Source organism: Streptomyces albiflavescens (assembly GCF_014645835.1).
Taxonomy (GTDB): domain Bacteria; phylum Actinomycetota; class Actinomycetes; order Streptomycetales; family Streptomycetaceae; genus Streptomyces; species Streptomyces albiflavescens.
Genome location: NZ_BMMM01000009.1, coordinates 348,688 through 373,568, shown reverse-complemented (window position 1 = coordinate 373,568; position 24,881 = coordinate 348,688). Strand labels below are relative to the sequence as shown.

Genomic DNA, 24,881 nt, shown 5'->3' with positions numbered 1-24,881 from the left:
CCGAGCGAGGAGTGCGTCCAGGCCGCGCGCGGTGGCATCCGCCGCGACGGCTCTCGGCCACGCCGCCGGAATCCCGCTCCGCTTCGCCGACATACCGAGGAGACCCACCGGATGACCGCCTACCGCACCGCCACCGCGGCCGCTGTCGCCGTGGCGGCTCCGCTGCTCCTCGCGACGTGGGCCGCGGGGCCCGCCCAGGCGCACGGTGCGCCGACGGATCCGGTCAGCCGGGTCGCGGCCTGCTCGCCCGAGGGCGGCACCCTGATCCGGACCGCGGCCTGCAAGGCGGCGATCGCCGCGAACGGCGCGCCCTTCACCGCCTGGGACAACCTCAGGGTGGCCGGCGTCAACGGCAGGGACCGCCAGGTGATCCCCGACGGGCACCTGTGCAGCGGGGGCCTGCCCGCCTACAAGGGCCTCGACCTCGCCCGCGCGGACTGGCCCTCGACCCGGCTGACTTCCGGCGGGAGCTTCACCCTCAGGTACAGCTCGACGATCCCGCACACGGGGACGTTCAAGCTGTATCTGACCAAGCCGGGTTACGACCCGACCCGGCCCTTGAAGTGGTCCGACCTGCCGACGCAGCCGTTCGCCACCGCCACCGATCCGGCTCTGGTGAACGGCGCCTACCGCATCAAGGCCAAGCTGCCGTCCGATCGGACCGGCCGCCAGATGCTGTACACGATCTGGCAGAACTCGAGCACGACGGATACGTACTACTCGTGCTCGGACGTCGTTCTGTCCGGTGGGCGTGCGGCCTCGACGGCCGCCGCGCAGAACACCCGGAGGACAACGGCACCGGCACGGCAGACGCCCACGCCCGCCCGGACGACCACGTCGCCGACGCCGACGACCGAGCCTCCGTCACTCGTGACCACGTCACCGGCTCAGGAGACGGCGCCGGATCACCTGGCGCCCGCCGCCGACAGCACTTCGGGCGGCAGCGCCGCGCTCCCCCTCGTGGCCGGGGGGACCGCGGCGCTCCTCCTCACCGCGGGGGTCGCCGTCACCATCCGGCGCCGCCGCTGAGCGGTCAGTTGACGAAGACCGCCGGGCTCCCCGACTGGCTGGTGTCCGTGACGGGCGCGTACTTGGCGGTGAAGTAGCCGTTGCCGAAGCACAGGGACGAGCCGGAGGTCTTCGTGAACTGCTGGTTGGTGAAGGCGATGCTGTTGTCCGTGTTGCTCGCCGTCCCGGACAGGCTGGGCGCCTGGTAGACACAGGTGATGCTGCCCAGCAGGGTGCGCAGCTTGACCGTGGTCTGAATGGTGGAGCCGGCCGCCGGGGTGACGGTGACGGTGCCGTCGGAGGCCACGGTGGTGGTGTACGGCAGGTTGTCGACCGTGATGCTGGTGACGCCGAGCACGCCGGTCACGTTGCTGGTGCACGTGCTGCTGTCGAACGTGTGCCCGGTGAGCGACTCGGTGGCCGCACCGGGGGCCGCCGGATTGTCGGCGACGGTGGCGGTGAAGGTCGACGAGGAGCAGGAGACGCCGCTCGTGCCGGTGCTGCTGGAGTAGAGCGTGGCCGCGGTGCCGCTCGCCAGCGAGGCGCTGAGGACGTCACCGGTGGCGACGGGGGTTCCGCCTGCGGCCCCGGTGGTGAGCACCGGGGTGTCGGCAGCGGAGGCGGGGACGGCCGCCGACACCGAGAGGGCCGCGGCGACGCCGACGAGGGCAAGGAGGGATCGAGTACGCATGGGGGGTGCCTCTTCTCCGAAGGGGGTGTGGGGTGCCTGGCCGCGCGGGGCGCGGGGCGTGCGGGGGTGAACCGCCGCCGGTCCGTGGCGTCTTCTCCGTACGCCACGGACCGGCGGCGACAGCCGGGCGACCGGACACGGCCCAGGGGGAAGGCGACCGCGCCGGTGCCACGGGGGTGGGGGGTGGGCGAGTGGGCGCACTGCGCGTTCGGACGTGTCACGACTGCCCCGTACAGATCGGGGTCCGGGAGGTGACGTGCGCGCACCGCAACGGATCCGGCGCCACGGATCCGTGGGAAACAAGGGAGAGTTGTAGACCTGGTGAAGGGTCAACGTCAAGGCGGGCCAAGGAAGTTGAAGGTCAGAGCGGCCACGCCGTCGCGTCGTATTCACAGGCATGGCACAACCAACACCCTTTTCTCACACGTCACTTGACCGCGAATGTAACCCCGGGTAACTTCCTCGGCGGCTACTGCCGCGTAACGAGAAAGCCCTTGCCTCCTCCGGGAGAGGTGAGGAGGCGTGCGCGGCAGCCGCTGTCCGCGCCAGGACAACGTGCCACTGGACCCCTACCCGCATCGACCATGCCCAGGGAGCAGACATGGCCTCGTCCTCGGACGCCACGGCGTCCAACGGTTCCACCCCCGAGACCCCGGAGAACGCGGAAAGCGGTTCCGCCGCCGACACGTCGGACAGACGCGGGCGGGTCCGCCTGCGCCGCGCCGCCGTGATGGCGCTGCCCGCCACCGCGATCGCCGCGGGACTGATGATCCTCACCGCCCAGGGCGCCCTGGGCGTCCAGTTCGCCATCTCCGGCATGCCGTTCACGGTCACGGCGACGGAGCTCAACGGCACGGGCTTCGAGCAGTTCGGCGGCCTCGACAACATGGCGGAGGGCAGCCCGAACGCCGGCGACACCGGCGGCCAGGTCCTGGTCGTCACCTCCGCGATCAAGAGCGCGACCCTGACCAAGCTGTGCCAGAGCGTCGACCTGGGAGGTACGAACCTGCTCATCACCGCGGGCAGCGGAGCGGACAAGGTGCAGGCAAGCCATCTGACCACCGACTCGACCGAGCTGTCGGGAGACGCGTCCTTCGACAACATCGAGATCGGCAACGACGCCGGCACGCTCGACAAGGCCGGAGTCCAGGGCCCCAAGGGCGTGTTCAGCCAGCAGGCCGACACCGTGCGCATCGCGAACCTGCGGCAGACCAACTACGCGACCACCGCTGCGGTGTTCAAGCTTCCCGGTCTCAAACTCCGCTTCAGCGACACGGGTTGCTGATGTCCTCCGCCCGTAACCCGAGGTCCGGTTTCCGGCAGTGGCGCGCGCACCGCCCCTTCTGGGGCGGGTTGCTGCTCACCCTGGCCGGGGCGGAGATCCTGCTGACCGAGAAGGCGTCCCTGAAGGTCGTCATGCACATCGGCATGCAGGGCCTGGCCGGATACCTTCTCCCCACCCTGATGCTGCTCTGCGGCCTGCTGATCCTCTTCAACCCCACCCAGCGCCTCTTCTACTCCCTGCTCGGCATCCTCCTCTCCCTCGGCACCTGGCTCACCTCCAACCTGGGCGGCTTCCTCATCGGCCTGCTCCTCGGAGCCATCGGCAGCTGCCTCACCTTCGGCTGGCTCCCGGACCAGGAGCCACGCCGGCGACTGCTGCGGGGCCGCCGTGAACAGCAGCGGACGGCGACCGAGGCCCAGGGCCTGTCGTAGGACCACTTGCGTGTATGCGCAGGGAAGTTGCCCGCGTACGAATGTGGCGTCAGGCGGTCTCGCTGGGGAACCGTACTCCCGCGTAGCGTGACCTGCCGTGTTGACGTTCGAGTGCCAGGGAGGCTCCCGATGGGAAACCCAAGCCCCTTAGTGATAGACGCGACAGGCCGCGACATTCACGCAGAAGCCGCCCGCATCCGCGCCAGGGGGCCGGCGACCCCCGTGGCGCTCCCCGGTGGCGTGGAGGCCTGGGCGGTCAGCAGTCCTGAGCTGCTCAAACGGCTGCTGACCGATCCCCGGGTTTCCAAGGACGCCCGGCAGCACTGGCCCCCGCTCGCGAACGGGGAGATCACACCGGACTGGCCGCTGTTCACCTGGGTCGCCGTGCAGAACATGTTCACCGCGTACGGCGGCGACCACAAACGGCTGCGCATCCTGGTCTCCAAGGCGTTCACCGCACGCCGGACGGCTGCGCTCCAGCCCCGTATCGAGGAGATCACCGAGCGGCTCCTCGACCGGATCGCGGAGGCCGGGCGCGAGTCCCAGGTCGTCGACCTGCGCGAGGAACTCTGCTACCCGCTGCCGATCCAGGTGATCAGTGAGCTGTTCGGCCTGCCCGAGGAGCGGGGGCCCGAGCTGCGGCAGTTGGTGGACCGCATCTTCGACACCTCCGCCGACCCGGGTGAGATGACCGCCGCCTACGAGCGGTTGTTCGTCGTGCTGGCCGAACTCGTCGCCGCCAAACGGAAGTCGCCCGGCGACGACCTGACCACCGGGCTGATCGCGGCCCGCGACGAGGAGGGCGGCACACAGCTCAGCGAGCAGGAGCTCCTCGACACCCTGGTGCTGATGATCAGCGCCGGGCACGAGACCACGGTCAATCTCATCGACAACGCCGTGCACGCCCTGCTCACCCACCCGGAGCAGCTCGCGCACGTCCGCACGGGCCGCGCCACCTGGGACGACGTGATCGAGGAGACGCTGCGGGTGGACGCACCGGTCGCGAGCCTGCCTCTGCGGTACGCCGTGGAGGACCTGCCGCTCGCCGAGCTCGGGGGCCCGGACGGCATCGTGATCGGCAAGGGCGAGGCGATCCTCGCCGCGTACGCCGCCGCCGGTCGCGACACCGAGCGGCACGGCCAGGACGCCGACCGCTTCGATGTCACCCGCGCCGACAAGGAGCACCTCGCCTTCGGCTACGGCGTGCACCACTGCCTGGGCGCCCCGCTGGGCCGCCTGGAGGCCCGCATCGCGCTCCCGGCACTCTTCGACCGGTTCCCCGATCTCCGGCTCGCCATGCTCTCGGAGGAGTTGCGGCCGGTGGACTCCTTCATCTCCAACGGCCACCGCTCCCTGCCCGCCAGGATCGGGTAGACGCAGGTCACTCCCCGCGCCACCACGCCAGCAGCCGGGCCCAGCCGCTCCTCGGCCGGTCGGGCCCCTCGGTGGGCGGCTCCGTGGCGGGTGCCGGAACGGCACTCGCGTACGGATGCCGCTCACCGTCGGGCCGTACGACCGTCGTGGTGGGCGGGAAGCGCACGGGCAGCGCGGCGAGCGCACGGTGGAACGGGCCCGGTCGCCAGACCAACTCCCCTACAGGAACGGTCAGTTCGACGTCGGGGAGGCGGTCCAGAAGCTTCTCCACCGCGACCGCCGCGATCAGCCGGGCCGGGCTCTGCGCCGGGCAGTTGTGCGGTCCCGCACTCCACGCCAAGTGGGCGCGGTTGCCGACCCGCTGATCGGTCGTCAAGGACGGGTCGGTGTTCGCGGCGGCGAGACTCACGACCAGCGGACGGCCCTCACGCAGCGGCGTGCCCTCGTACACGACGTCGTGCATCGGATAGTGCACGGCGTAGTTGGCCATCGGCGGGTCGGTCCACAGCACCTCGTCCAGGGCGTCCTCCACCGGCAGGCTGCCGCCGGACAGGTCGCCCCCGAAGCGGTCGTCGGACAGCAGCAGCCGCAGACTGTTCGCGATCAGGTTCTGCTGGGGCTCGGTGCCGGCGCCCATCAGCACGACAAGGGTGTGGATCATCTCCTCGTCGGTGAGACCGGCGGGGTGCGCCATCAGCCACGACGTCATGTCCTGCCCGGGTTTGGCCCGCTTCAGCGTGACCAGGTCGAGCAGGGTGGTGCTGAGCAGCTCGTTCGCCTTCTCGGCGTCCACCCCGTCGAAGATCCCGGACATGCCCTCGACCAGCCGCACACCGTAGTCGGCGGGGCAGCCGAAGAGGTGGTTGAAGACGAGCAGCGGCAGGACCTGGGCGTACTCGCCGAGCAGATCCGCCGTGCCGAGCGGCGCGAACCGGTCGATGAGCGTGTCGGCGCTGCGCTCCACGTAGCCGCGCAGGGTGTTCGGCTCCACCCGGGCCAGGCTGTCGGTGATCGCTCCGCGCAGCCGACGGTGCTCCTCTCCATCCGTGAACAGCGCGTTGGGCCGGTACATCATCATCGGCACGACCGGGCTGTCCATCGGGACCGTGCCGTCGGCCAGGTCCCTCCAGCGGCGGGGGTCCTTGGAGAAGGTCTCCGGGCTGCGCAGGACGTGCAGGGCGGCCTCGTACGAGGTGACGAGCGTCGCCTGGACCCCGGGAGCCAGTTCCACGGGGGCGGTCGGTCCGAGCCTGCGCAGCCGCTGGTAGACGGCGGCCGGGTCGGCCGCGAACTCCGGTCCGTGCAGCGGCTCGTGGAAGGGGCAGCCCGGTGGTGGTACGGCGGTCACGCGTGCTCCAGTTCGCCTGTGCGGCTTTCGCCGGTGCGGGTCAGCAGGTATTCGACGAGGGCGATCAGCGCCTCGGTGGAGGAAACCCGGTCGCGGGCGTCGCAGCGTACGAGCGGGGTCGAGGGCAGCAGGTCCAGGGCCTCGCGCACCTCCTCCAGATCATGTGCGGGTGCGTCGTCGAAGTCGTTGAGGGCGACGGCATAGGGCAGCCCCAACTCCTCCAGCACACCCATGACTTCGAAGGACTGGTCGAGGCGCCGGGTGTCGGCGAGGACGAGCGCGCCGAGCGCTCCCCGGGTCATGTCCTGCCACAGCTCGGTGAAGCGCTGCTGTCCCGGGGTGCCGAAGAGGTAGAGGACCAAGGCGTCGTTGAGGGTGAGGCGGCCGAAGTCGAGCGCGACCGTGGTGGTCGTCTTGTCCCTCGTACCGGCCAAGTCGTCGACGAGGGCGCCGGCCTGGGTCATGACCTCCTCGGTGCGCAGCGGCCGTATCTCGGACAGCGCGCCGACGAAGGTGGTCTTGCCGACCGCGAAGTGGCCCACGATCAGCAGCTTGACCGCGGTCTGCACACTGGGGCGCAGATAGACGTCGTCAGAGGCGGGCGCGGAGCCCATCGAGCACCTCCTGGAGGATGCGGGCATCGGAAGGGCGGGCGGAAGGGACGGGCGCGCGGGTGACGATGTGACCGCTGTCCATCAGGTCGGCGACGAGCACCTTGGTGACGCTGACCGGCAGCTCCAGATGCCCGGCCACCTCGGCGACCGACAGCGCTCCGGGCCTGCACAGCTCCATCAGCCGGCGCTTCTCCGGGCTCAGCCCGGTCAACGGCAGATCGTCGGCGGCGATCAACAGCGTGACCAGGTCGAGGGTGTTGCGGGACGGGTGGGAGCGGCCGTCCGTGACGACGTACGACCGCACCAGCCGCTCTCCGGGACGGCGCCGGGGCGTCATGCCGGACTGCCGGCGTCCTGCCGGGCCGGGCTGGTCAGCTCCTTGCCGAGCCGGTCGACCAGCTTGTGCATGCGGTAGGTGACCGCCTCCATATCGACGTTCTCCGTCGTCGACACCGCGAGATACGCGCCCTCGCCGGCCGCGACGAGGAAGACGTACCCGTGCGCGAACTCGATCAGGGTCTGCCGCCACGGCGTGTTCGGGCTGCCGCAGAACTCGGCCGTGCTGCGGCTGATCGACTGCACCCCGGACAGGCCCGCGGCCAGCCGCTCCGCGTCGTCCCGGTCGATGTCGGCGGAGTGGGCCCGGAGCATGCCGTCGGCGGACAGCAGGATCGCGTGCCGCGCCTCCGGCACCTTCAGGACCTCGTCGAGCATCCACCCCAGCTCGTTGGTCATGGGCGCGATCATCCCTGTGTGTTCCCTTCGTTCTCGTGGGGGGCTTCGTCGGCGGCGGAGGCGTCCTGGGCGGCCCGGCCGAAGCGGGTGCCGCGCGCAAACGCGCCCATGCGCCGGGCGTTCTCCTCGGCCGACCGGCCGCCGATCTCCTCGGTCGGCGCGGCGGTTCGCTCTTCGGCGGTCGCCGACGCCTGCGGCGCACGACGGCGCCGTTTGGGCAGTCCTCCGGCCGTGATGGCCTCCGCGGGCTCGGTCGTACGAGGGGACGTACGAGTCGTGGTAAGAGCGGGCGTCGGTGTCGGGTCGGCCGGCGTCGGCGCTTCCTGGACCGTGTCCGCGTGAGTGAGCAGGGCCGCCGGTACGAACACCACGGCGCGCACGCCGCCGTACGGGGAGCGCGTGTCCACCGAGACGCTGAATCCGTACCGCGCGGCGAGCACTCCGATGACGGCGAAGCCGAACTGGGGCGGGTCGTCGAGGCGGGTGACGTCCACCGCGTCCCGGCCGGCGAGCAGCGCTGCGGCGTGCTCAGTCGCCTGCCCGTCCATCCCGACGCCCGCGTCGTCGATGATCACGCAGGCACCGTTGTGCACCGACTGGACGTTGACCTCGACGCTCGTGTTCGGCTGCGAGTGGCGGGCCGCGTTGTCCAACAGCTCGGCGACCGCGAGGACCACGGGCTCCACCGCGCGGCTCTCGACGGCGATGTCGACCTGCCCGTTGATCCGGATGCGCCGGTAGTCGCGGACCCGGGAGGTGGCGCCGCGTACGACCTCGATCAGCGCGGAGGTGGCGCGCTGCCGCCCCGGCCAGGAGCCGCACAGGACGGCGATGGCCTGGGCCCGACGCCCGAACTGGGCGTTGGTGTGGTCGATTTCGAGCAGGTCACGCAGCACGTCGGGATGGTCGTGCCGGTCCTGCATCTCCGAGATGGACACCTGCTGCTCGTTGGCGAGGGCCTGGATGGAGCGCATCGACGCCTTCAGGGCGGCCTTCGCGGACTGGTCGGCGCGGGACTGCGCGTGCTCCACGGCTCCGGAGAACCGGTCGAGAACGCTGTCGAGGCACTTCGCGAAGTCCGTGTCGGCGAGCCGGGCGTCGAGCAGACCCACCGCGGGGTGGGGCTGGTGCGGGCCGTCCTCAAGGGCCGGGAGGCGGACCGCGACCAGATGGCGCAGCTCCTCGTCCCGGGCCCGCAGCCCTTGTGCCAGCTCGGTGTTGCGGCTGCGCTGCCGCCCGGTGATCCCGCGCTGGCGCAGCAGGAGCACGGTGACGGCGAGCAGGCCGACGGCCACGCACCAGAACGCTGCCTCCGGTATCCGTTCGGTCATGAGTCTTCAAGTCCTCAAATACGTACGTGAGTTGAAGGGAAGGGCAGGGGGAAGGGTGAGGGGTGGGTCGCGAGTGGACGCGCCGCACGACGGTAGCCGCGCGTCGGCGCCCGCGCTTGCCCCGGCACGCAAGGAAGTTGCCGTCATACGCACCGGCTGTGTGCACTAGGCTGACGGCGCGTAACTACCGCCAGCTGCACAGGAGTTGAGGGTGTCGTCGCTTGCGGGGAGCTACCTCGTGGAATCACAGTCGACCGGTGAGGTGGATCCGCGCGAGCGTGTCGACTTCTGGAGCGAGCACATCGGTTCCTACCAGTCCCGGATGGGTTACCGGTACGCGCACACCGACAACTTCCGCGGCGAGACGGTCCGCCAGCGCACCGAGGCCTATCAGCTCGTCAGATTCCGGTCGGACGAGATCGAGTACAGCAGAACCGCGGGGCAGGTCCGGGCGGACCCCGACGAGGACTACCGCCTGCTGCTCCCGCTCAGCGGAGAGATCGTTCTGCGGCAGGACGGCCAGGAGGCACGGCTGACGCCGGGGACCGGCACGCTGGTCTCCTTCGGGTCCCCCTTCGAGTGCCTCCAGGACGCGTCCACCCAGGCGTTCATCTTCACCATCCCGGCCCGTGAGGTGAACGGCCCGCTGAACCGCAAGTCGCCGCTGGCCACCGGCCTCGACCTGAACAGAGGCCTCGGCCGCGTGGTCGGCAACATGCTGAACGACCTGTACACCGAACGCGACCACCTCACCGACCCGCAGTTCAACGCCGTCTCCGACCGCATCGTCGAGCTCCTGTGCATGCTCGCCACCGGGGACGACCGCCCGGACGGGTCCAGGCACCTGACCGACGTGGAGACCACGGTCCGCCGCTACGTCCGCGAGCACGCCCCCGACCCCGCCCTCACCGGTACGTCCATGGCCCGCGCCCTCGGCTGGTCCCTGCGCCAGATCCAACTGGCCCTGCAACGGGCGGGCACCACACCGCGCGACCTGATCCGCGAGGAACGCCTCCGGCTCGTCCGCGAGCGTCTCCAATGCGGCGACTGCGAACACCTGACCATCACCGACCTCGCGTACGCCTCCGGCTTCTCCTCGGCGAGCGCGCTGAGCACAGCGTTCCGGCAGCGGTTCGGAGTGAGTCCTCGGGAGATGCGGTACGGGAGTCGGCGACCCTAGGGGGTGAGCCATCTGCCGCGGCCGCGGCCGCAGCCGCAGCCGCAGCGGCCGAGCGCCGCGAAGTAGTGGTGGGCACACTCCGCGCCACGGTCGAAAGTCGGCCAACAATGGGTTTCAGGACATTCTCGTTCAGTACGCGACGCGCGTGACCGTGCTCACCTAGCGTGATGGGTCTGTCCGCATGAGTCCAGGGATGCACGGGGGAGCACATGGATCCGATCACCGCTGCCGCGGCGGCCGGCGTCGCACTGGTGGTCAAGGGAGTTCTGGAGTCCGCCGCGCAGGAGGCGGGCCGCTCCGGCTGGAGCGGCGGCGCGCGGATCATCGAGCGGGTGCGTGCGCGCTTCCGGGACGACACGGCCGCCGAGGGCGCACTCGAGCGCGTGGAGCAGAGCCCCGAGGACGAGGCCGCGCAAGCGCAGCTACAGCGCACGCTGTTGGCCCACATGCTGCGCGACCCCGACTTCGAGGCCGACATCCGGCGGATCGTCGACGAAACGGTGGCTGCTCAGGGCGGCAAGGCTCAGGTGAACGCGGCTCTCATCAAGAACGCCCAGGTCTTCAACGAGAAGGTCGAGATCCAGGGCGACTGGAACATTTCCTGACGGGCCGGGGAAAGGCACGGAAGAGCAAGCGCTCGTGAGCGAGGAAACACTGCCGGAAGCGGCAGCGCACAAGGCCGGCCCGCCCGGCGCCGAGCCCGCCGCGCCCCCGGAGTCGGCCCGGAGCACGGTGGACGGCGACGGTCCCGTCAGTGAGTCCGACGCGCTGCAGTCGCTGGCGGACGGCGGTGGTCCCGACGCGTCCGAGCGTTCCGAAGCGATCCGCGCGGGAGCCATCGCCGACATGATCGCGGAACGTCTGAACTCCGATACCGTCGGCACCCGGATCGGCACGCTGGCCCTGTTCAACGAGACCGTCAGCTTCGGCGGAGGCTTCCACACGGGCGGCGTACGGACTCCGGCGCGGCCGATCGGCGGTACGGGCACGGTGCCTCTGGACGACACCGAACTCGCCGAGCACACCGAGCTGTACGTCCATCCCGACGGTTACGACGAAGCGCTGGAGGCCCTGCGCGAACGCCATGTGCTGGTGCTGACGGGGCCGCCCGGCAGCGGGCGCACGGCTGCCGCCGTCAACCTCCTCTCCGAGGCACTGGCCCTGAACGGAACGACGGGCGGTGGCTGCCACCGCGTGCTCGACGTCGCGGGGATCACCGCTCCCGACTGGGAGCCGCCGGCCAAGCACAGTGGGTGTCTCGCCGTCCTCGACGACGGTCCCGCCGGCGTGGCGGAGCTGGGGACGGCCGGTCTGCGAGGGCTGGCCGGGGCGGTGACGAGGCTGCGCACCGCGCAGAGTCACCTGGTGATCGTCGGCGGTCACGATCTCGACGTCCTGGCCTCGGCCCCCGGCGCCGAGACGGTGGCCCGCCACTCCCTGGCCGCCCTCGACCCGGTGGCCGTCGTGGAACGGCGGGTCCTCGGCCACGGCGCCGATCCCGAACTGCGCGACGAACTGCGCGCCATGCTGGAGGCCACCGGCGCCGTGGCAGCACTGCGCGAGCGTCCCTCGGCGAGCCACGCGACCGGCCTGGCCTCGGTCGTCACCGCGGACGGAGACCTCGCGGCGGCAGTCGCCAGACTGCGCGACCCGAGCGAGCAGGTGCACGCGTGGTTCCACGTCCACCGCGAGCCGGAGGCGATCTCCTTCGCCCTCGCCGTGGCGGTCCTGGAGGACAGCGGCTACCTCACCGTCACCGACGCCGCGATGGCCCTGCACCGGGCGCTGGCGCCAGAGACCGTGGCACCGCCCGACATCCGGTTCCGGGACCGGATCGGGCACGAACAGCCGTGGATCGAGACGGTCTTCGCCGAAGAGGGCGGCACACCGGGGCCTCCCCGGGTGCGTTTCCGCAGCTCTCTGCTGCGCCAGGTGGTGCTCGCCTACGCGTGGACGACCCTCGACGGGCGGCGGGACGCGGTCCTCGGCTGGCTGCGCCGCCTGCTCGGACACGCCGATCTCGAAGTGCGAGCACGGGCGGCCGTGGCCGCCGGCCTGCTGGCCCGCACCGACCACCACTACGCCGTGCACCGGTTCCTGAAGTCCTGGGCGGGCAGCACTTCCTGGCCCGTGCGCCAGGCCGCTGCGACGGCGCTGGGCGTCGCGGGCGCCGCACCGGACGCCACCGAACAGGTCTGGGAGCTGCTGCACGAATGGGCGCGCGGCGGAACGTCCGCGCACGAGCGCCGACTAGCCGCAACCGCCGCGAACGCGGTCGGCGGACTGCTCGGCCGGGACACGCCGGACCGGGCCCTGAACGTGCTGCGTACCGCGCTCGACCGCGGGGACGACTGGGGAACTCTCACCCCGGTCGCCTGGGGCGGAGTGCATCTGCTCCACCAGGGCAGGGTCAGTGAGGTCCTGGACGCCTACCTCGACTGGTCGCGGCCGCGGGACATGTCACCGATGGTGGCGAAGACCCTGTCGGCGTTCGTTTTCGCGGTGTCCATGCCGTACGAGCCGACCGGCCCCGGCACGCTCGGTGCCCGGGCCGCGGACGGTGTCGTGCCAGGGGTCCCGCTGCTCCTCGGCGGGCTGCCTCGTCACACGCCCCGGCTGGCGGAGCTCTGGGCGCGCGCCCTGGCCCGTAAGCCCGTACAGGATCCGGCACTTGCCGCCCTGCGCCAGTGGATCGACGAGTACGCGGACCAATGCCCCGGCGCCCTGGACGCCGTCCGTGAGCTGCTGGTCGACATCGCCCGCAAGCCCGGCAAGCACCGTGAGCGGCTGCTGTGGTGGCTCGCGAAATGGGCGGACGACCGGGAACGGCCCTCGCCGAACTCCGCCGTACTGGCCCGCGCCCTGGAGCGGTCGGTCTGACGGACCGACGCTCACCACGGGCGCCCAACAAGGAAAGGAATGCGGTGGAGGAGCTGACGTACGACCCCGTGCTGGACAGCCAGCCGGTGCCACGCTGGCGGCTGACGAATCCGCTGCGGCCACCTGCTCCGGGTCGAGCCCTGGTGCTGGTCCCCGACAGCGGGGCGGCGCTGACGGTGCGTCCCGGTGAGGAGATACCCGCCGCCCGCTTCGGCGCGTATCAGCGTGTCTACACGGTCGATCTGACCGAGCACCGCCTCGTCCTCGACATCGCCCTGCTCAGCAGCGACGCCACGTTCGCCTTCCGCGGTCGGGTGGAGCTGGTGTGCCGTGTCGCCGATCCCGCCGAGGTGGTGGCGCGTGGCATCCGTGACATGAGCGGTGCCCTGTACGGGCCGATCCGGCGAATGCTGCGACAGGTCTCCCGCGACTACGACGTCGCCGAGTTCCACGAGGCGGAGGAGGCGCTCAACGCCGCCGTCCGTGGGTTCGCCGGTGACTCGGCCGTACGGTTGCGGGGCATCCAGATCGAACTGCTCGTGGACGAGGACGAGATCGCCACGAGCGGCCGTGAGTTCCGGGACGTCGTACGGGAAACCCGGCTGGACGGGATGCGCCGCCGACGCCACCTGGACCTCCTCCGCGACGAAGGTGTCGAAGGCATCATCGCCGAGATCATGGAGCGGGAAGGGCCCCACGCGGCGCTCGCCTGGATCGAGAAGGGCGAGGCGGAGAAGCGGGAGGCACGCCTGGCGGCCATGCGGATGGTGCTGGAGCGCGGCGACGCCCACCGCGAACCGTTCGAGCAGGCGGAGCTGGAGCGCGCCGTTGTGGAGGACATCCTCGGCGACGGCGGGGGACCCTTCGGCGGCGGGCGGCGCAGCCGGGTGCGGGGTGCGCTGAGCGCGGGAGGTGACTTCGCCGAGCCGAAGACCTCGCCTCGCTTCGAGTCCGAAGAGCCTTCCGGGCGTGCGGCGTTACGGGGCGAGGTGGTTCCGCCGCGAGATGCCTCCCGGTCGTCGGAGGATGTCTCCCGACGGTCGGCAGCTGCCTCCCGGCCGCCGGAGGACGAGCCGGTACCCGCACCCGGTGCCGACACCCCGCCCGCGCGTTCCCGCCTGTCCGAGCCGAAGCGTCCGGGACCGGGGCGGGAGGAGCCACGGCACCGCGGACCGGAGTCGGCCGGCCCCGAGCCGTCCGAGCCCCGACGCGTGAGCCGGGTACGGGGCACTGCCAAACGGCCGGGTGGCGCCGGTGGAACGAGCGGCACCGACAGGGACGGCGGAGAACGACGATGACGACACACCACGGCCCGGCCGGAGCACCGGCACCGGCCGGTGCCCCGCACAGGGCGGCCGGATCGGGCCCGGGGACACCCGAGCGCCCGGACCCGCCGCACGGCGGCGCCCCACCCGACCCGTCCCACGCCCCGCCGCCCGGCCTGCCACCGGGCGCAACCGGCGCACCGACCTCCGCACACTCCGTGCTCAACCCGTCGCCCCACCGGCCCCCACCACCGCAAATGATCTGGCGCCATGGACAGCAGGGTCTGCAGGCCGTCAGCGTGTGGACCGAGCGCGTCCCCGGTCGCGGCGAGGACGCGGAGCCGTTCATCGCCCACCACCTGAGCACAGGGCAGGGGCTGATCGCGGTCTTCGACGGTTCGGGAGGTGCGGGCTCCTCCCCCGTCTGGCAGGCGCCGGACGGTGAGACGCGGACCGGTGCGTGGGTGGGTTCGCGGGTGGCCCGGCTCGCCACCGACTGCTGGTTCCACGATGTGGTCGGCGAGGACGAGGCGGACACACCCGACCATTTGCATGCGTACCTGGAGCACTTCCTCGCCTCGGCCCCCCAGCGGCGCAGCAAGATCGTGGGGAAGATGCGCCGTCAGTTGCCCACCACGCTGGCGGCCGTCCAGTACCGGATGTACGAGGACAACGTGCTGGAGTGCCAGGCCCTGTGGGCCGGGGACTCGCGCGCGTACGTCCTGCTGCCGCAGTCCGGCCTGCACGTCCTCACCCGCGACCACACGGAGGAGAGCGACGCGCTGGCGCTGCTGCGCTCGGACCCGCCGATGACCAACTCGGTGAGCGCGGACCGGGAGTTCTATGTCGACGCGGAGCGGGTGACGCTGGAGCTCCCCTGCGTCCTGCTCGCGGCCACGGACGGTTTCTTCGGATACGTGCATACGCCGGCTGAGTTCGAGTACGTCCTGCTCAAGACGCTGATGCGGGCGAACGACGAGTTCGAGTGGGCCGATCTGATCCGCCGCAGGGTGCAGGACTACACCGCGGACGACGCTTCCCTCGCACTGGTCGCGCTGGGCTATGGGGACTTCGCACAGCTGCGGGCCGCGTTCTCCGGGCGCCGTGCCGTCGTGGAGGAGCTGTGTCTGGACGGCAGGCCCCAGGGAGCCGACCAGGCCTCCGCCATGCGCCCCTGGCAGGAGGCGACCTGGGGGGCCTACCGCGCCGGTTACGAGACCCATCTGCCACCTCTGTCGGAGGAGCGGCCATGAAACTGGGCGATGTCATCGCGGGGTACCGCGTCATCAGCGAGCCGACCAACGCCAACGGCGGCAAATGCATCTGGGCCTTCGCCGAGAAGGACGGCAAGCAGTTTTTCCTCAAGCGCTTCCTCGAACCGAAGCGGCCGCGCGAAGGCTCCACGGCGAGCGCGGCGAGTCGCCGCATCCGCCTGGAGGTCTGCCAGGAGTTCGAGGACCGACACCGCGGCATCATGAAGCGGCTGCGTCCGGACGCGCGCGGCGGCGGCAACCTCGTCCTCGCCACGGACTTCTTCCACGAGGGCAGCACGTACTACAAGGTCACGGAACGCATCGACACCTCCAGCCTGGAGAAACCCCAGACCCTGGAGCCGCGTCAGAAGGCCGTCCTGCTGAAGACCCTCGCCAACAGCCTGCATCTGCTGCACGACATCGACGTGGTGCACGGCGACCTCAAACCGCTCAACGTGCTGGTGCAGAAGCGGGGTGGCGCGGCCTTCCACACCGCGAAGCTGATCGACTTCGACGACTCCTATCTGTCGGGCCGGCCGCCCGGGCGCCAGGACATCGCCGGTGACTCCCTGTACGGCGCGCCCGAATGGCGCCGGTATGTACAGGAGGACGAGGCGGTCCAGGCGGAGCATCTGACGACGGCGGTCGACGTCTTCGCCCTCGGCCTGATGACGCACTACTACCTGACCGGGGCCATCCCTGGCCACGACGACCGGTACGGCTCTCCGGCGGATGCGGTCAACGCGGGAGAGGCGCTGACGCTCGACATGCGGCTGTCGGACTCGATGGAGGGGCTGATCCGGGCCATGACGGCGCAGGAACCGAGGAAGCGCCCCCGGATCGCGACCTACTTGAAGGCCCTGGCGGACCCGCAGGTCTGCGCTCTCGTGCACCGCCGCCCGGGCACCGCGAAACCGAAGCCCGCGAAACCCTCGAAGCCCGCCCCCGACGGCGGTGCGGGCTCCGAGGGCTCCCCGGCCCGCACGAGCCGCATCCGGGCCAACCTCAAGGGCGGCGGTGGCCCGCGCGTCCCCCGTACACCGACGCCTGCGGCACCGGCACCCGAACCCCCGGCCGCCACTCCCACTCCCGCTCCCGCCGAGGAGCCGAAATCCGCGGCGCCGAAGACATCCAGGGTGCGGATCAACCTGGGTGACCGCCGCAAGCCGTAACGACATCCTTGAGGAGACGGACACACCACATGAACGCGAACATCGAGCAGTACCAGGGCAATCTGCAGTACGCGGTCGACATCGTGCTGTGCATCGACGCGACCGGCAGTATGTTCCCGGTCCTCGATTCGGTGAAGTCGAGCGCGCTGCAGTTCCACGACCGGCTCAATGAGGTGATGGCGAAGAAGGGCAAGGCCATCAGCCAACTGCGCCTGAAGGTCATCGCGTTCCGCGACTTCGGCGACGATCCCTCCAACGCGATCGAGCAGACCGGCTTCCTTCAACTCCCTTCCCAGGCCAAGGACTTCGAGACCTTCGTACGGGGCATCGAGGCCACTGGCGGCGGCGACATCCCCGAGTCCGGCCTCGAGGCCCTCGCGCTGGCCATCAACTCGCCCTGGGAGAAGGGCCTCGACCGTCGGCGGCACGTCGTCGTGATGTTCACGGACGCCCCGGCCCATCCCCTCGGTACGGTGGGCGCCTCCGCCCAGTCGTATCCCGCGGTGATTCCGCGCAGCATGGACGAGCTCTTCGAACAGTGGGGCTACGCACGCAGTCAGACCGCGGTGATGGAGCAATCGGCGAAGCGGCTCGTGCTCTTCGCGCCGGAGGGCGCCCCCTGGCAGGACCCCATCGCCGAGGAGTGGGACCTCACGCTGCACTTCGAGTCCAAAGCGGGCCAGGGCCTCGAGGAGTTCGAGATGGACGAGATCATCGAGACGATCGCGAACAGCCTGTGAGGCTGGAACTGCCGGGGTGCCGGCTCTTCGTGACCGAGGGAACCCTCGTTGTCGAGTGGCGGGGATTCAGCCAGCTGGATGTGCCGATGGACCGGTGCGCCTCGGTGAGCGTCCGTCCCCACGGGCAGGACGGCGGCGTGCAGATCGCCTTCCGGTTCCTACCCGGGCAGCAGGTCACGGCCGGACTGGTCATGGTGCGCGTCGACGTTCCCGCGCAATTCACGGAACGGGCCGGCTGGTTCGTCGGTGAGCTGAGACGTGTGTACGGCATCGAGGACGTGACGGCGGCCGCCACCGAGGAGGAACCGCTGCGACGCGTGCCGCGTGACAGCGCGGAGTGGGTCACCGCTCCGGCCGGCGTTTCGTCCGAGGTGCTGTACCGAGAGGTCTTCGAGCGGCTGGCGGCCGATCCGGCGTCCTGACGCGGCCGGAACGGGGAGGAAGGGAGCGGGGTGGCTGGGGCCAACTGGCGGTGCACGGAGTGCGACACGTTCAACGCGTCCACGGCGAAGGCGTGCACGGTCTGCGACACGGCGCGCAGCGTGCCCGCCGCACGCGCGCCCGAACCGAAACCGGGAGCGCCGCGGGCCACGCCCGCGAAGTCGGGAGGCGGCGGCAAACCCAAGCGCCCCACACCTGCCCGGCCCCCGGGAGACTGGACGTGTCTCAAGTGCGACACGAACAACGAACGCACCGACCTCTCCTGCATCGCCTGCGAGACCGGGTGGCGGGCGGCGACGAAGAAGCCCGCCACCAAGAAGCCCGCACCGAAGAAGACGGCCGCGAAGAAGACGACGGCGAGGAAGGCAGCGCCCACGCCGGGAGCGACGGCCGCCAAGCCGTCCGGATCTGCTCGTGGCGGCACCGGTTCGAGCACCTCGTCCCGGCCACGGTCCGGCACGAGCAGTCCCCGGTCGTCCACGTCCACGCGTGCCGCCGGCACCGGCGGCACGCGTCGGGCCGCCCCCGGCCGTACGCCCACAGCCGAGGTCTTCTACCCGACGGCGGCCTCCAGCGGATACGTTCCGCCCACCACCACCACCCCGCGTCCCGGCCCAGTCACCTCCCCGGCACCACGCCCGGCCCCCACTCCGTCCTATCCGCGGCCCACCTCCCCGGTATACCGGCCGCCGAAGAAGAGTGGCCTCAAGGGATGTGTGCAGGGCTGCCTCGGCGTGATGTTCGCGCTCTTCGTGCTGTCGCTGCTCGCCAAGGGCTGTGCCGGTGCGTTCTCGTCCGGCGGGAGTTCACCCGATCCGGAGACGTCGCAGAATACGTCGTCGTGCCCTGAGCGGATCGCCTCGGCGCTGCCGTCCGGAGACGGCGCGGAGCTGGTCGAGGCGTTCCGCACGAAGAACAAGCAGATCACCCTCTGCCGGACGGGCGGCGGCGATCTGTACTACTTCGGTGAATTCAGCGACCACCGGGAGAAGGGCATCGCCATGTCCGCGGAGAAGACGTCCGAGGGGTATGAGGCACACAACGGCCCCTACCGCTATCGCATCCACGACGGCGTGGTGACGATCTATCAGAACGCGCGCAGGATCGGTCAGGAGGACCTCACCCCGGAACCTTCTCCGTCCTGAGCATCCGCCCGTCTCAACTTCCAGCTTCACCGGCTGCTCGGCCGTCCGGTTCCACAGGTCGGCCGAGCCGTCGACGACCCCGAACGACAGGTAGGCCCTCGCGGGTTGGAGCCGGGGACCTTCTCCGGACAGCCGCGACACGGAGACCAGGGGCTCGACACACGTCCACTCGGGCCGGACCCCGACGTAGGCCGGAGCGCCGCATCGGAATCGCATGCCTCGAAGCGGTTCGGCTCACCAGGCCCGTACGCATCACCTGCGTCAGGAACGCGCAGTGCGAGGCGACGGGCGTCGGCCGCGTCGCCCACCCGCCCGCGCTCCTTCGACTCCCGGACACCATGGCGTCACACCGAGCGGGCACGTTTCCGCCGTCCCCTCCTGCCTCGCCTTGTATCCGTCCGCCCGCACCGCGCGGTGCGCGACGTGGAAGGACGACGTGCGCCGTGTCCCTGCTCCCGCTCGATGAACTCCCCGGGCCGCTCCCCGCCCCGGCAACCCCCGTCCGCTCCCCCTCCGCCGCACGCCTGGCCGGCCGGGTGCTGAGTCTGGTCCCGCTCCTGCTGATCGGAGCGTGGGCGGTGGTCGACTGGCACGCGGTGTCCGACGGCGCCGCCCGGCTGGCCTCCGCCGACCCCTGGTGGCTGCTTTCCGGGCTCTTCTTCACCTGCCTGGGCTGGGTGGCCGCCGCGGTCGTCCGGCAGGGAGCCATTCCGGAAAGGCTTCCGCCGGGGCCGCTCCTCGCGTCGCAGTTCGCTGCCGGCGCCGCGAACCATGTGCTTCCGGCGAGCATCGGCGCGCATGCGGTCACCCTGCGCTTTCTTCAGCGGCACGGCATCCCGCTCGCCCGGGCCACCGCCTCGCTCGCCCTGTACTCGCTGGTCAAACCGATCGCGAAGACACTGGTGCTGCTCGTCTTCCTGGTGGCCTTCCCCGACCTGCTGCGACTCGGTCAACTCGTCCCGGACGAGCGGACGTTGCTCCTGATCGCCGGGGGCGTGACCATCGGTCTGACCGTGCCGGCCCTGCTCATCACGGTGGTACGTCCGCTGCGTCGCCCCGTCCTGGACCTCGTACGCACCGCTCTGACCGACGTACGGGTGCTGCACTCCCGGCCCAGCCGCGTCCTCGCCCTCTGGGGCGGGTCGGCCATCGCCCCGGTGCTCCAGGCGAGCGTGATCGCCTCGGTCGGGGCCTCGCTGGGTCTGCCGCTGTCCTGGCCACAGGTGGTGTTCGCGTTCCTCGCCGCCAGCACCGCGGTCGGAGCCGTGCCCGCGCCGGGCGGCATCGGCCCCGTGGACGCGGCACTGGTGTTCACCATGGTCGCGCTGGACGCCCCCCTGGACCTGTCCACGGCGACCGTCATCGGCTACCGCGTCCTGACGATCTGGCTGCCCCTGCTGCCGGGCGCACTCGTGCTCTCGGCCCTCGTCCACCGCAAGGCGCTGTGATCCGAAGGCGCAACTCCCGTACCGCGCCGGTGCTGCCGGTGCCTCCGGTGCTGTCTGTGCCCCTCGTCACGGGCGATCTTGGTGTGGAGGCCGCGATTCCTGGCGTAGAGTGGGGTCATCCGACGCGGGGTGGAGCAGCTCGGTAGCTCGCTGGGCTCATAACCCAGAGGTCGCAGGTTCAAATCCTGTCCCCGCTACTGAAACCCGAGGGGCCGGCGAATTCGCCGGCCCCTCGGTCATGTCTCGCGCGCTGAACGCGCACGCCCGGGGCGTTGTCGGTGGTCACGCCCGGGGCGTTGTCAGTGGTGGCGTGCAGGATGGCGGGCATGACAACACCTGTTGCAGTGATCGTGGATGCCGCCGCCTACGCGCAGGCGGTCGAGGACGCGGTGAAGGCGTCGGCCGCCTACTACGCGGGCGGTACGTCGGTACTGGACGACGACGCCTACGACCGGCTGGTGCGCGGCATCGCGGCGTGGGAGGCCGATCACCCCGACGAGGTGCTGCCCGACTCGCCCACCGGGAAGGTCGCCGGGGGCGCTGCAGAGGGGGATGTCCCGCACACGGTGGCGATGCTGAGCCTGGACAACGTGTTCTCGCCCGAGGAGTTCACCGCCTGGACCGCGTCATTGGCCCGGCGCATCGGCCACGAAGCGGAACGATTCAGCGTCGAACCGAAACTGGACGGACTCGCGATCGCCGCCCGCTACACCCGCGGCCGCCTCACCAGGCTGATCACCCGCGGCGACGGGACGGCCGGGGAGGACGTCTCACATGCGATCGGCACCGTCGAAGGCCTGCCTCGGGAGCTCGTCGAGCCGGTCACGGTGGAGGTGCGCGGCGAGGTCCTGATGACCACGGACCAGTTCGAGCATGCCAACGAGGTACGCGCCGCGCACGGCGGGCAGCCGTTCGCCAACCCGCGCAACGCCGCGGCGGGCACGCTGCGCGCCAAGGACCGCGCGTACACCGTGCCGATGACGTTCTTCGGCTACGGCCTGCTCCCGCTGCCCGACACCGATGCGGCGCTGACGGCGCGGCTGGGCGAGAGCGCGCACAGCGCCCTGATGACGCAGGCCGCCGAGCTCGGCGTGAACACCACCGCCCGCACCGCCGTGCCCGGCGTCACGGCTGAAACGGCCGAGCAGGTCCTGGCGCGCGTTGAGGAGATCGCCGCGCTGCGGGCCGAGCTGCCGTTCGGGATCGACGGCATCGTCATCAAGGCGGACCTGGCCGCCGACCAGCGGGCCGCCGGATCCGGTTCGCGCGCCCCGCGCTGGGCGATCGCCTACAAGCTGCCGGCCGTGGAGAAGATCACCCGACTGCTGGAGGTGGAGTGGAACGTGGGCCGCACCGGCATCATCGCCCCGCGCGCCGTCCTCGAACCGGTCGAGATCGACGGCTCCACCATCACGTACGCCACCCTCCACAACCCGGCCGACATCACCCGCCGCGACCTGCGCCTGGGCGACCATGTCATGGTCCACCGCGCCGGCGACGTCATCCCGCGCATCGAGGCTCCCGTCGCCCACCTGCGCACCGGCGACGAGCAAGCGATCGTCTTCCCCGAGGTCTGCCCGCGCTGCGGCGCCGGCATCGACACCAGCGAGCAACGGTGGCGCTGCGAGAACGGCCGCAACTGCCACCTGGTCGCAGCCCTCTCCTACGCCGCCGGCCGCGACCAGCTCGACATCGAAGGCCTCGGCCACACCCGAGTGATTCAGCTGGTCGAAGCCGGTCTGGTCGCCGATCTCGCCGACCTGTTCACCCTCACCCGCGACCAGTTGCTCGATCTGGAACGGATGGGGGAAACCAGCACCGACAACCTCCTCACCGCCATCAGTGCGGCCAAGGGGCAGCCGCTGTCACGCGTGTTGTGCGCGCTCGGCGTCCGCGGCACCGGCCGGTCCATGTCCCGCCGCATCGCCCGGTACTTCGCGACCATGGACAACATCCGCGCCGCCGACGCCGAAGCGATGCAGCGGGTCGAGGGCATCGGTACCGAGAAGGCCCCGTCCATCGTCGCCGAACTCTCCGACCTCGCCCCGCTCATCGACAAGCTCGCGGCGGCCGGAGTGAACATGACCGAGCCCGGCGCCACGCCGCAGGGCACTGCTGCGGGCGACGCCGACAGCGGCGGAGAGACCGCGGAGCCGATGGGCGGGCCGCTGGCCGGGATGACCGTCGTCGTCACCGGCGCGATGACCGGAGCGCTGGAGAAGCTCAGCCGCAACCAGATGAACGAGCTCATCGAACGCGCCGGCGGCCGCGCCTCCTCCAGCGTCTCCAAGAAGACCACCCTGGTCGTCGCCGGAGAAGGCGCCGGATCCAAACGCGCCAAGGCCGAGACCCTCGGCATCCGCCTGGGCACCCCCGACGAATTCGCCACCCTCGTCGCCGACTTCATCGACTGACCGCACCCGACGCGGCGGAGTGCCGCACATCATCACGGCCGGCAGGCATTTCCGCCATTCGTTCGATTCACCGATGCGCGACTGGTCACCATGCCCGCATATCGACATTTTAGAGCCGTTCCATCAATGCGCGCTTTGAGCTGGAATTTCACCATCATTGCGAGTACCCTCGCCCTACCTTTCCGCACATCTTGGCGCCCCGACGCGCTGATCTATCTCCGGAGTGTTCGCATTGATGGTGAAGCGTCGTCTCGGCAAGTCGCCCCAGGCCCGAGGGTGCCTGACCGACACCAATTGCCCCGATGTTTTCGAACTCAGCGATGGCCGCTTCGCGATCATCGGAATGGACATGACGGAAGAATTCCGTGACATTCTTCCCGGCGACGCCGGAGTGGGTCCGAAAGAACGTGTGATTGTCGTGCCGCGGGAAGTCCTTGTCGGCGCCCGGGCGGACATCCCCGCGTCGTAGCCGCATCCCATTCCACAACGCCGCGCGAATCATCGAACCCGTCCGCTTCGCTCCGCAGTCTAGCCATGCCGCCTCAGCGGCGTGGCTCCGACTGCTGCTTCATAGGCGCGTTCAACGATTCGAGAGAACTCTCCTTCGAGAGTGTCCGGAGGGATGTTCTGCGCGCGGGAGGGACGGCGACTCTCCCAGAATTCCCGCCAGAGCGGGTTGACGAAAAGCGATCGCAGTGATGCTTCGACATGGCGTTCTGTGTAGCCCATCTCGAAGGCGAGCATCTGCAGCGACAGCACCTGGTTCATGTAGAGAAACTGCCTGTTGCGCGAGGCGGACTCGTCCCGACCGAACGAAGGCCAGGTGGCGGCCAATTCCGGATCGTCCATGGCCATCTTCAATATCGACATGTGCAGGCCACGAATCAAGGCCTCGGACGTTCGATGAAGCTCCCCCTTGGACAGCCCAGCCACATGGCATTGCGCCTCGAGAGCTTCCAGCTGGGACTGGAGCGCGAGTCGCTGCAGTTCAGATTCCTTTTTCTGCATGCGCATGGTCCGCGCCATATAGAAGAGAACCGCGGTGGAACTCGCCGCCGATGCCGCGCCGAACGCTTGCCCGGCATTGCTGCTGCTGTCACTCTGGAGGGCAGGTATCTGCACAAGCAGTACGCTCAGGGCCGCGCAACCAAAGCACGCGATCAGGACCGCCCCCACCGTCACACCGAATTGCCTGAACCGCTCATTCATCGCGGCACGCCCCCCGCTTATACGTCTTTCCACTCACGGCCACTTATCTCTCAAGCGGCACTTCCGGGCAGATCGAAGTACCTGGAGTCAGCCCTGCGGAGTGTGTCCGACCGGAAGGCGTTTCACCTGGGCTGCGAGGTAAATACCCGGCAGCCTCCACATGGAAACGGGCCGCCGCTCGGAGCAGCGATCTCCGCGTTTGCGCATTCGGAGTTCACTACTCCAGATTCGCGAGCCGACACCGCAATGATGTTACCGAAGGGTAATGCGGGTGCTTTTTGGGACGCTCGGGGGCTCTGGGGTCTCAGTCGATCTCATCGCGCATCACCGAACAGCATGCCAAACACTCAACGCGTCGCATTTGGTGGATCGGGTGTGCCGGAGATTGCCTCCACGCGCCCTATGCGCCCCCGGCGACGGGCACCGCGGCTGCCCTTACGCACAGCCGAAGTGGGCGCCCGTCACCGGCGCATGCCTGCGCCCGGTCTCAGCTCTCGTCAGTCGTCAGCCGCAACGAAATGCTGTTGATGCAGTACCGCTGGTCGGTCGGGGTCGGATACCCCTCGCCCTCGAAGACATGCCCAAGATGCGACCCGCACCGAGCGCACCGCACCTCGGTCCGCACCATCCCGTACGACGGGTCCTCGATCAGCTCGACCGCGTCGGTGTCCTTCGGGTCGAAGAAGGACGGCCAGCCGCAGTGCGACTCGAACTTCTCGTTGGACGTGAAGAGTTCGGCGCCGCAGGCGCGGCAGGAGTAGACGCCCTCGGTCTTGGTGTCGGTGTACTCGCCCGTGAAGGCGGGCTCGGTGCCCGCCTTGCGAAGGACCGCGTACTCAGCCGGGGTCAGCTCCGCGCGCCACTGCTCGTCCGGCTTTTCGATGTCGTACGACATGAAGCTCAACCCCTCACTACAA

Annotated in this window: 24 protein-coding genes and 1 tRNA gene; 17 read left to right on the top strand and 8 right to left on the bottom strand. The window is 70.3% G+C overall.

The genetic code is table 11. The features are described from left to right. Positions 1-111: 111 nt before the first annotated feature. Positions 112-1,029 carry a lytic polysaccharide monooxygenase auxiliary activity family 9 protein gene (locus tag IEY95_RS25425; protein ID WP_189188422.1) on the top strand — a complete coding sequence of 306 codons (918 nt, stop codon included), beginning with the start codon at positions 112-114 and terminating at the stop codon, positions 1,027-1,029. Positions 1,030-1,033: 4 nt separating this feature from the next. On the opposite strand, the gene IEY95_RS25420 is transcribed toward IEY95_RS25425, so the two are convergent. Beyond that, complete coding sequence (locus IEY95_RS25420) at positions 1,034-1,699, bottom strand: Tat pathway signal sequence domain protein (protein WP_189188421.1); 666 nt, start codon at positions 1,697-1,699, stop codon at positions 1,034-1,036. Between the two features lie 601 nt (positions 1,700-2,300). On the opposite strand from IEY95_RS25420, the gene IEY95_RS25415 reads away from it, so the two are divergent. The 3 genes from IEY95_RS25415 to IEY95_RS25405 all read left to right on the top strand — a co-directional run bounded on the left by IEY95_RS25415 (position 2,301) and on the right by IEY95_RS25405 (position 4,789). Beyond that, positions 2,301-2,984: a DUF6230 family protein gene (locus IEY95_RS25415; RefSeq protein ID WP_189188420.1), complete on the top strand. Its 684-nt coding sequence runs from the start codon at positions 2,301-2,303 to the stop codon at positions 2,982-2,984. Beyond that, positions 2,984-3,415, top strand: coding sequence for a DUF6114 domain-containing protein (locus IEY95_RS25410; protein WP_189188419.1), 432 nt, complete (start codon positions 2,984-2,986; stop codon positions 3,413-3,415). The genes IEY95_RS25415 and IEY95_RS25410 overlap by 1 nt, the downstream gene beginning before the upstream one ends. A 129-nt stretch (positions 3,416-3,544) precedes the next feature. Further along, on the top strand, positions 3,545-4,789 hold the full coding sequence (locus IEY95_RS25405; protein ID WP_189188418.1) for a cytochrome P450 family protein: 1,245 nt from the start codon (positions 3,545-3,547) through the stop codon (positions 4,787-4,789). A 7-nt stretch (positions 4,790-4,796) separates the two neighbouring features. Here IEY95_RS25405 and IEY95_RS25400 read toward each other — a convergent pair whose 3' ends face one another. Genes IEY95_RS25400 through IEY95_RS25380 form a run of 5 tightly spaced genes read right to left on the bottom strand, consistent with a single transcriptional unit; the run spans position 4,797 to position 8,817 of the window. After that, complete coding sequence (locus tag IEY95_RS25400; RefSeq protein ID WP_229703333.1) at positions 4,797-6,137, bottom strand: cytochrome P450; 1,341 nt, start codon at positions 6,135-6,137, stop codon at positions 4,797-4,799. Beyond that, positions 6,134-6,751, bottom strand: a complete 618-nt coding sequence (locus IEY95_RS25395) for a GTP-binding protein (RefSeq protein ID WP_189188417.1) — start codon at positions 6,749-6,751, stop codon at positions 6,134-6,136. Before IEY95_RS25395 ends, IEY95_RS25400 begins: the two co-directional genes overlap by 4 nt. Then, entirely contained in the window at positions 6,729-7,088 is a 360-nt protein-coding gene (locus IEY95_RS25390; protein ID WP_189188416.1) for a DUF742 domain-containing protein, read from the bottom strand. Before IEY95_RS25390 ends, IEY95_RS25395 begins: the two co-directional genes overlap by 23 nt. After that, positions 7,085-7,498 carry a roadblock/LC7 domain-containing protein gene (locus IEY95_RS25385; RefSeq protein ID WP_189188415.1) on the bottom strand — a complete coding sequence of 138 codons (414 nt, stop codon included), beginning with the start codon at positions 7,496-7,498 and terminating at the stop codon, positions 7,085-7,087. Before IEY95_RS25385 ends, IEY95_RS25390 begins: the two co-directional genes overlap by 4 nt. After that, positions 7,495-8,817: an ATP-binding protein gene (locus IEY95_RS25380; protein ID WP_189188414.1), complete on the bottom strand. Its 1,323-nt coding sequence runs from the start codon at positions 8,815-8,817 to the stop codon at positions 7,495-7,497. Before IEY95_RS25380 ends, IEY95_RS25385 begins: the two co-directional genes overlap by 4 nt. A 238-nt stretch (positions 8,818-9,055) precedes the next feature. Between IEY95_RS25380 and IEY95_RS25375 the strand changes: the two genes are divergently transcribed. The 13 genes from IEY95_RS25375 to IEY95_RS25315 all read left to right on the top strand — a co-directional run bounded on the left by IEY95_RS25375 (position 9,056) and on the right by IEY95_RS25315 (position 23,224). After that, positions 9,056-9,997 carry an AraC family transcriptional regulator gene (locus tag IEY95_RS25375; protein ID WP_189188413.1) on the top strand — a complete coding sequence of 314 codons (942 nt, stop codon included), beginning with the start codon at positions 9,056-9,058 and terminating at the stop codon, positions 9,995-9,997. A 209-nt stretch (positions 9,998-10,206) separates the two neighbouring features. After that, on the top strand, positions 10,207-10,602 hold the full coding sequence (locus IEY95_RS25370) for a Het-E N-terminal domain-containing protein (RefSeq protein ID WP_189188412.1): 396 nt from the start codon (positions 10,207-10,209) through the stop codon (positions 10,600-10,602). Positions 10,603-10,636: 34 nt separating this feature from the next. Further along, positions 10,637-12,877: an nSTAND3 domain-containing NTPase gene (locus IEY95_RS25365; RefSeq protein ID WP_189188411.1), complete on the top strand. Its 2,241-nt coding sequence runs from the start codon at positions 10,637-10,639 to the stop codon at positions 12,875-12,877. A gap of 44 nt (positions 12,878-12,921) precedes the next feature. After that, on the top strand, positions 12,922-14,175 hold the full coding sequence (locus tag IEY95_RS25360; RefSeq protein WP_189188410.1) for a hypothetical protein: 1,254 nt from the start codon (positions 12,922-12,924) through the stop codon (positions 14,173-14,175). Continuing rightward, on the top strand, positions 14,172-15,395 hold the full coding sequence (locus IEY95_RS25355; protein ID WP_229703331.1) for a PP2C family protein-serine/threonine phosphatase: 1,224 nt from the start codon (positions 14,172-14,174) through the stop codon (positions 15,393-15,395). Before IEY95_RS25360 ends, IEY95_RS25355 begins: the two co-directional genes overlap by 4 nt. Then, on the top strand, positions 15,392-16,567 hold the full coding sequence (locus IEY95_RS25350) for a protein kinase domain-containing protein (protein WP_189188409.1): 1,176 nt from the start codon (positions 15,392-15,394) through the stop codon (positions 16,565-16,567). Before IEY95_RS25355 ends, IEY95_RS25350 begins: the two co-directional genes overlap by 4 nt. A 29-nt stretch (positions 16,568-16,596) precedes the next feature. Next, positions 16,597-17,307, top strand: a complete 711-nt coding sequence (locus tag IEY95_RS25345) for a vWA domain-containing protein (protein ID WP_189188408.1) — start codon at positions 16,597-16,599, stop codon at positions 17,305-17,307. Between the two features lie 29 nt (positions 17,308-17,336). Continuing rightward, a complete protein-coding gene (locus tag IEY95_RS25340; RefSeq protein ID WP_189188407.1) occupies positions 17,337-17,729 on the top strand; it encodes a hypothetical protein in 393 nt (130 codons plus the stop codon). A gap of 30 nt (positions 17,730-17,759) precedes the next feature. Continuing rightward, positions 17,760-18,893: a zinc finger Ran-binding domain-containing protein gene (locus IEY95_RS25335; RefSeq protein ID WP_189188406.1), complete on the top strand. Its 1,134-nt coding sequence runs from the start codon at positions 17,760-17,762 to the stop codon at positions 18,891-18,893. 443 nt (positions 18,894-19,336) lie between these two features. After that, on the top strand, positions 19,337-20,341 hold the full coding sequence (locus tag IEY95_RS25330; protein ID WP_189188405.1) for a lysylphosphatidylglycerol synthase transmembrane domain-containing protein: 1,005 nt from the start codon (positions 19,337-19,339) through the stop codon (positions 20,339-20,341). Positions 20,342-20,464: 123 nt separating this feature from the next. After that, positions 20,465-20,538: transfer RNA gene (locus tag IEY95_RS25325), tRNA-Met, on the top strand. 129 nt (positions 20,539-20,667) lie between these two features. Further along, positions 20,668-22,755, top strand: a complete 2,088-nt coding sequence (gene ligA / locus IEY95_RS25320; RefSeq protein WP_189188404.1) for an NAD-dependent DNA ligase LigA — start codon at positions 20,668-20,670, stop codon at positions 22,753-22,755. A gap of 223 nt (positions 22,756-22,978) precedes the next feature. Further along, positions 22,979-23,224: a hypothetical protein gene (locus IEY95_RS25315; RefSeq protein WP_308429338.1), complete on the top strand. Its 246-nt coding sequence runs from the start codon at positions 22,979-22,981 to the stop codon at positions 23,222-23,224. Between the two features lie 59 nt (positions 23,225-23,283). Here the strand turns inward: IEY95_RS25315 and IEY95_RS25310 are convergent, their stop codons facing one another. Together IEY95_RS25310 and msrB are read right to left on the bottom strand one after the other, a co-directional pair. Continuing rightward, positions 23,284-23,964 carry a DUF6082 family protein gene (locus IEY95_RS25310; RefSeq protein WP_189188403.1) on the bottom strand — a complete coding sequence of 227 codons (681 nt, stop codon included), beginning with the start codon at positions 23,962-23,964 and terminating at the stop codon, positions 23,284-23,286. A 487-nt stretch (positions 23,965-24,451) separates the two neighbouring features. Further along, on the bottom strand, positions 24,452-24,859 hold the full coding sequence (msrB, locus tag IEY95_RS25305) for a peptide-methionine (R)-S-oxide reductase MsrB (protein WP_189188402.1): 408 nt from the start codon (positions 24,857-24,859) through the stop codon (positions 24,452-24,454). Positions 24,860-24,881: the final 22 nt, after the last annotated feature.

What these genes read in the sequence shown, in the direction of transcription:
- IEY95_RS25355 (WP_229703331.1), top strand. Translation starts at nt 14,172, where the DNA reads ATGACGACACACCACGGCCCGGCCGGAGCACCGGCACCGGCCGGTGCC.
- IEY95_RS25385 (WP_189188415.1), bottom strand. Translation starts at nt 7,498, where the DNA reads ATGATCGCGCCCATGACCAACGAGCTGGGGTGGATGCTCGACGAGGTC.
- IEY95_RS25390 (WP_189188416.1), bottom strand. Translation starts at nt 7,088, where the DNA reads ATGACGCCCCGGCGCCGTCCCGGAGAGCGGCTGGTGCGGTCGTACGTC.
- IEY95_RS25380 (WP_189188414.1), bottom strand. Translation starts at nt 8,817, where the DNA reads ATGACCGAACGGATACCGGAGGCAGCGTTCTGGTGCGTGGCCGTCGGC.
- msrB (WP_189188402.1), bottom strand. Translation starts at nt 24,859, where the DNA reads ATGTCGTACGACATCGAAAAGCCGGACGAGCAGTGGCGCGCGGAGCTG.
- ligA (WP_189188404.1), top strand. Translation starts at nt 20,668, where the DNA reads ATGACAACACCTGTTGCAGTGATCGTGGATGCCGCCGCCTACGCGCAG.
- IEY95_RS25405 (WP_189188418.1), top strand. Translation starts at nt 3,545, where the DNA reads ATGGGAAACCCAAGCCCCTTAGTGATAGACGCGACAGGCCGCGACATT.
- IEY95_RS25415 (WP_189188420.1), top strand. Translation starts at nt 2,301, where the DNA reads ATGGCCTCGTCCTCGGACGCCACGGCGTCCAACGGTTCCACCCCCGAG.
- IEY95_RS25310 (WP_189188403.1), bottom strand. Translation starts at nt 23,964, where the DNA reads ATGAATGAGCGGTTCAGGCAATTCGGTGTGACGGTGGGGGCGGTCCTG.
- IEY95_RS25425 (WP_189188422.1), top strand. Translation starts at nt 112, where the DNA reads ATGACCGCCTACCGCACCGCCACCGCGGCCGCTGTCGCCGTGGCGGCT.
- IEY95_RS25395 (WP_189188417.1), bottom strand. Translation starts at nt 6,751, where the DNA reads ATGGGCTCCGCGCCCGCCTCTGACGACGTCTATCTGCGCCCCAGTGTG.
- IEY95_RS25350 (WP_189188409.1), top strand. Translation starts at nt 15,392, where the DNA reads ATGAAACTGGGCGATGTCATCGCGGGGTACCGCGTCATCAGCGAGCCG.
- IEY95_RS25345 (WP_189188408.1), top strand. Translation starts at nt 16,597, where the DNA reads ATGAACGCGAACATCGAGCAGTACCAGGGCAATCTGCAGTACGCGGTC.
- IEY95_RS25410 (WP_189188419.1), top strand. Translation starts at nt 2,984, where the DNA reads ATGTCCTCCGCCCGTAACCCGAGGTCCGGTTTCCGGCAGTGGCGCGCG.
- IEY95_RS25420 (WP_189188421.1), bottom strand. Translation starts at nt 1,699, where the DNA reads ATGCGTACTCGATCCCTCCTTGCCCTCGTCGGCGTCGCCGCGGCCCTC.
- IEY95_RS25370 (WP_189188412.1), top strand. Translation starts at nt 10,207, where the DNA reads ATGGATCCGATCACCGCTGCCGCGGCGGCCGGCGTCGCACTGGTGGTC.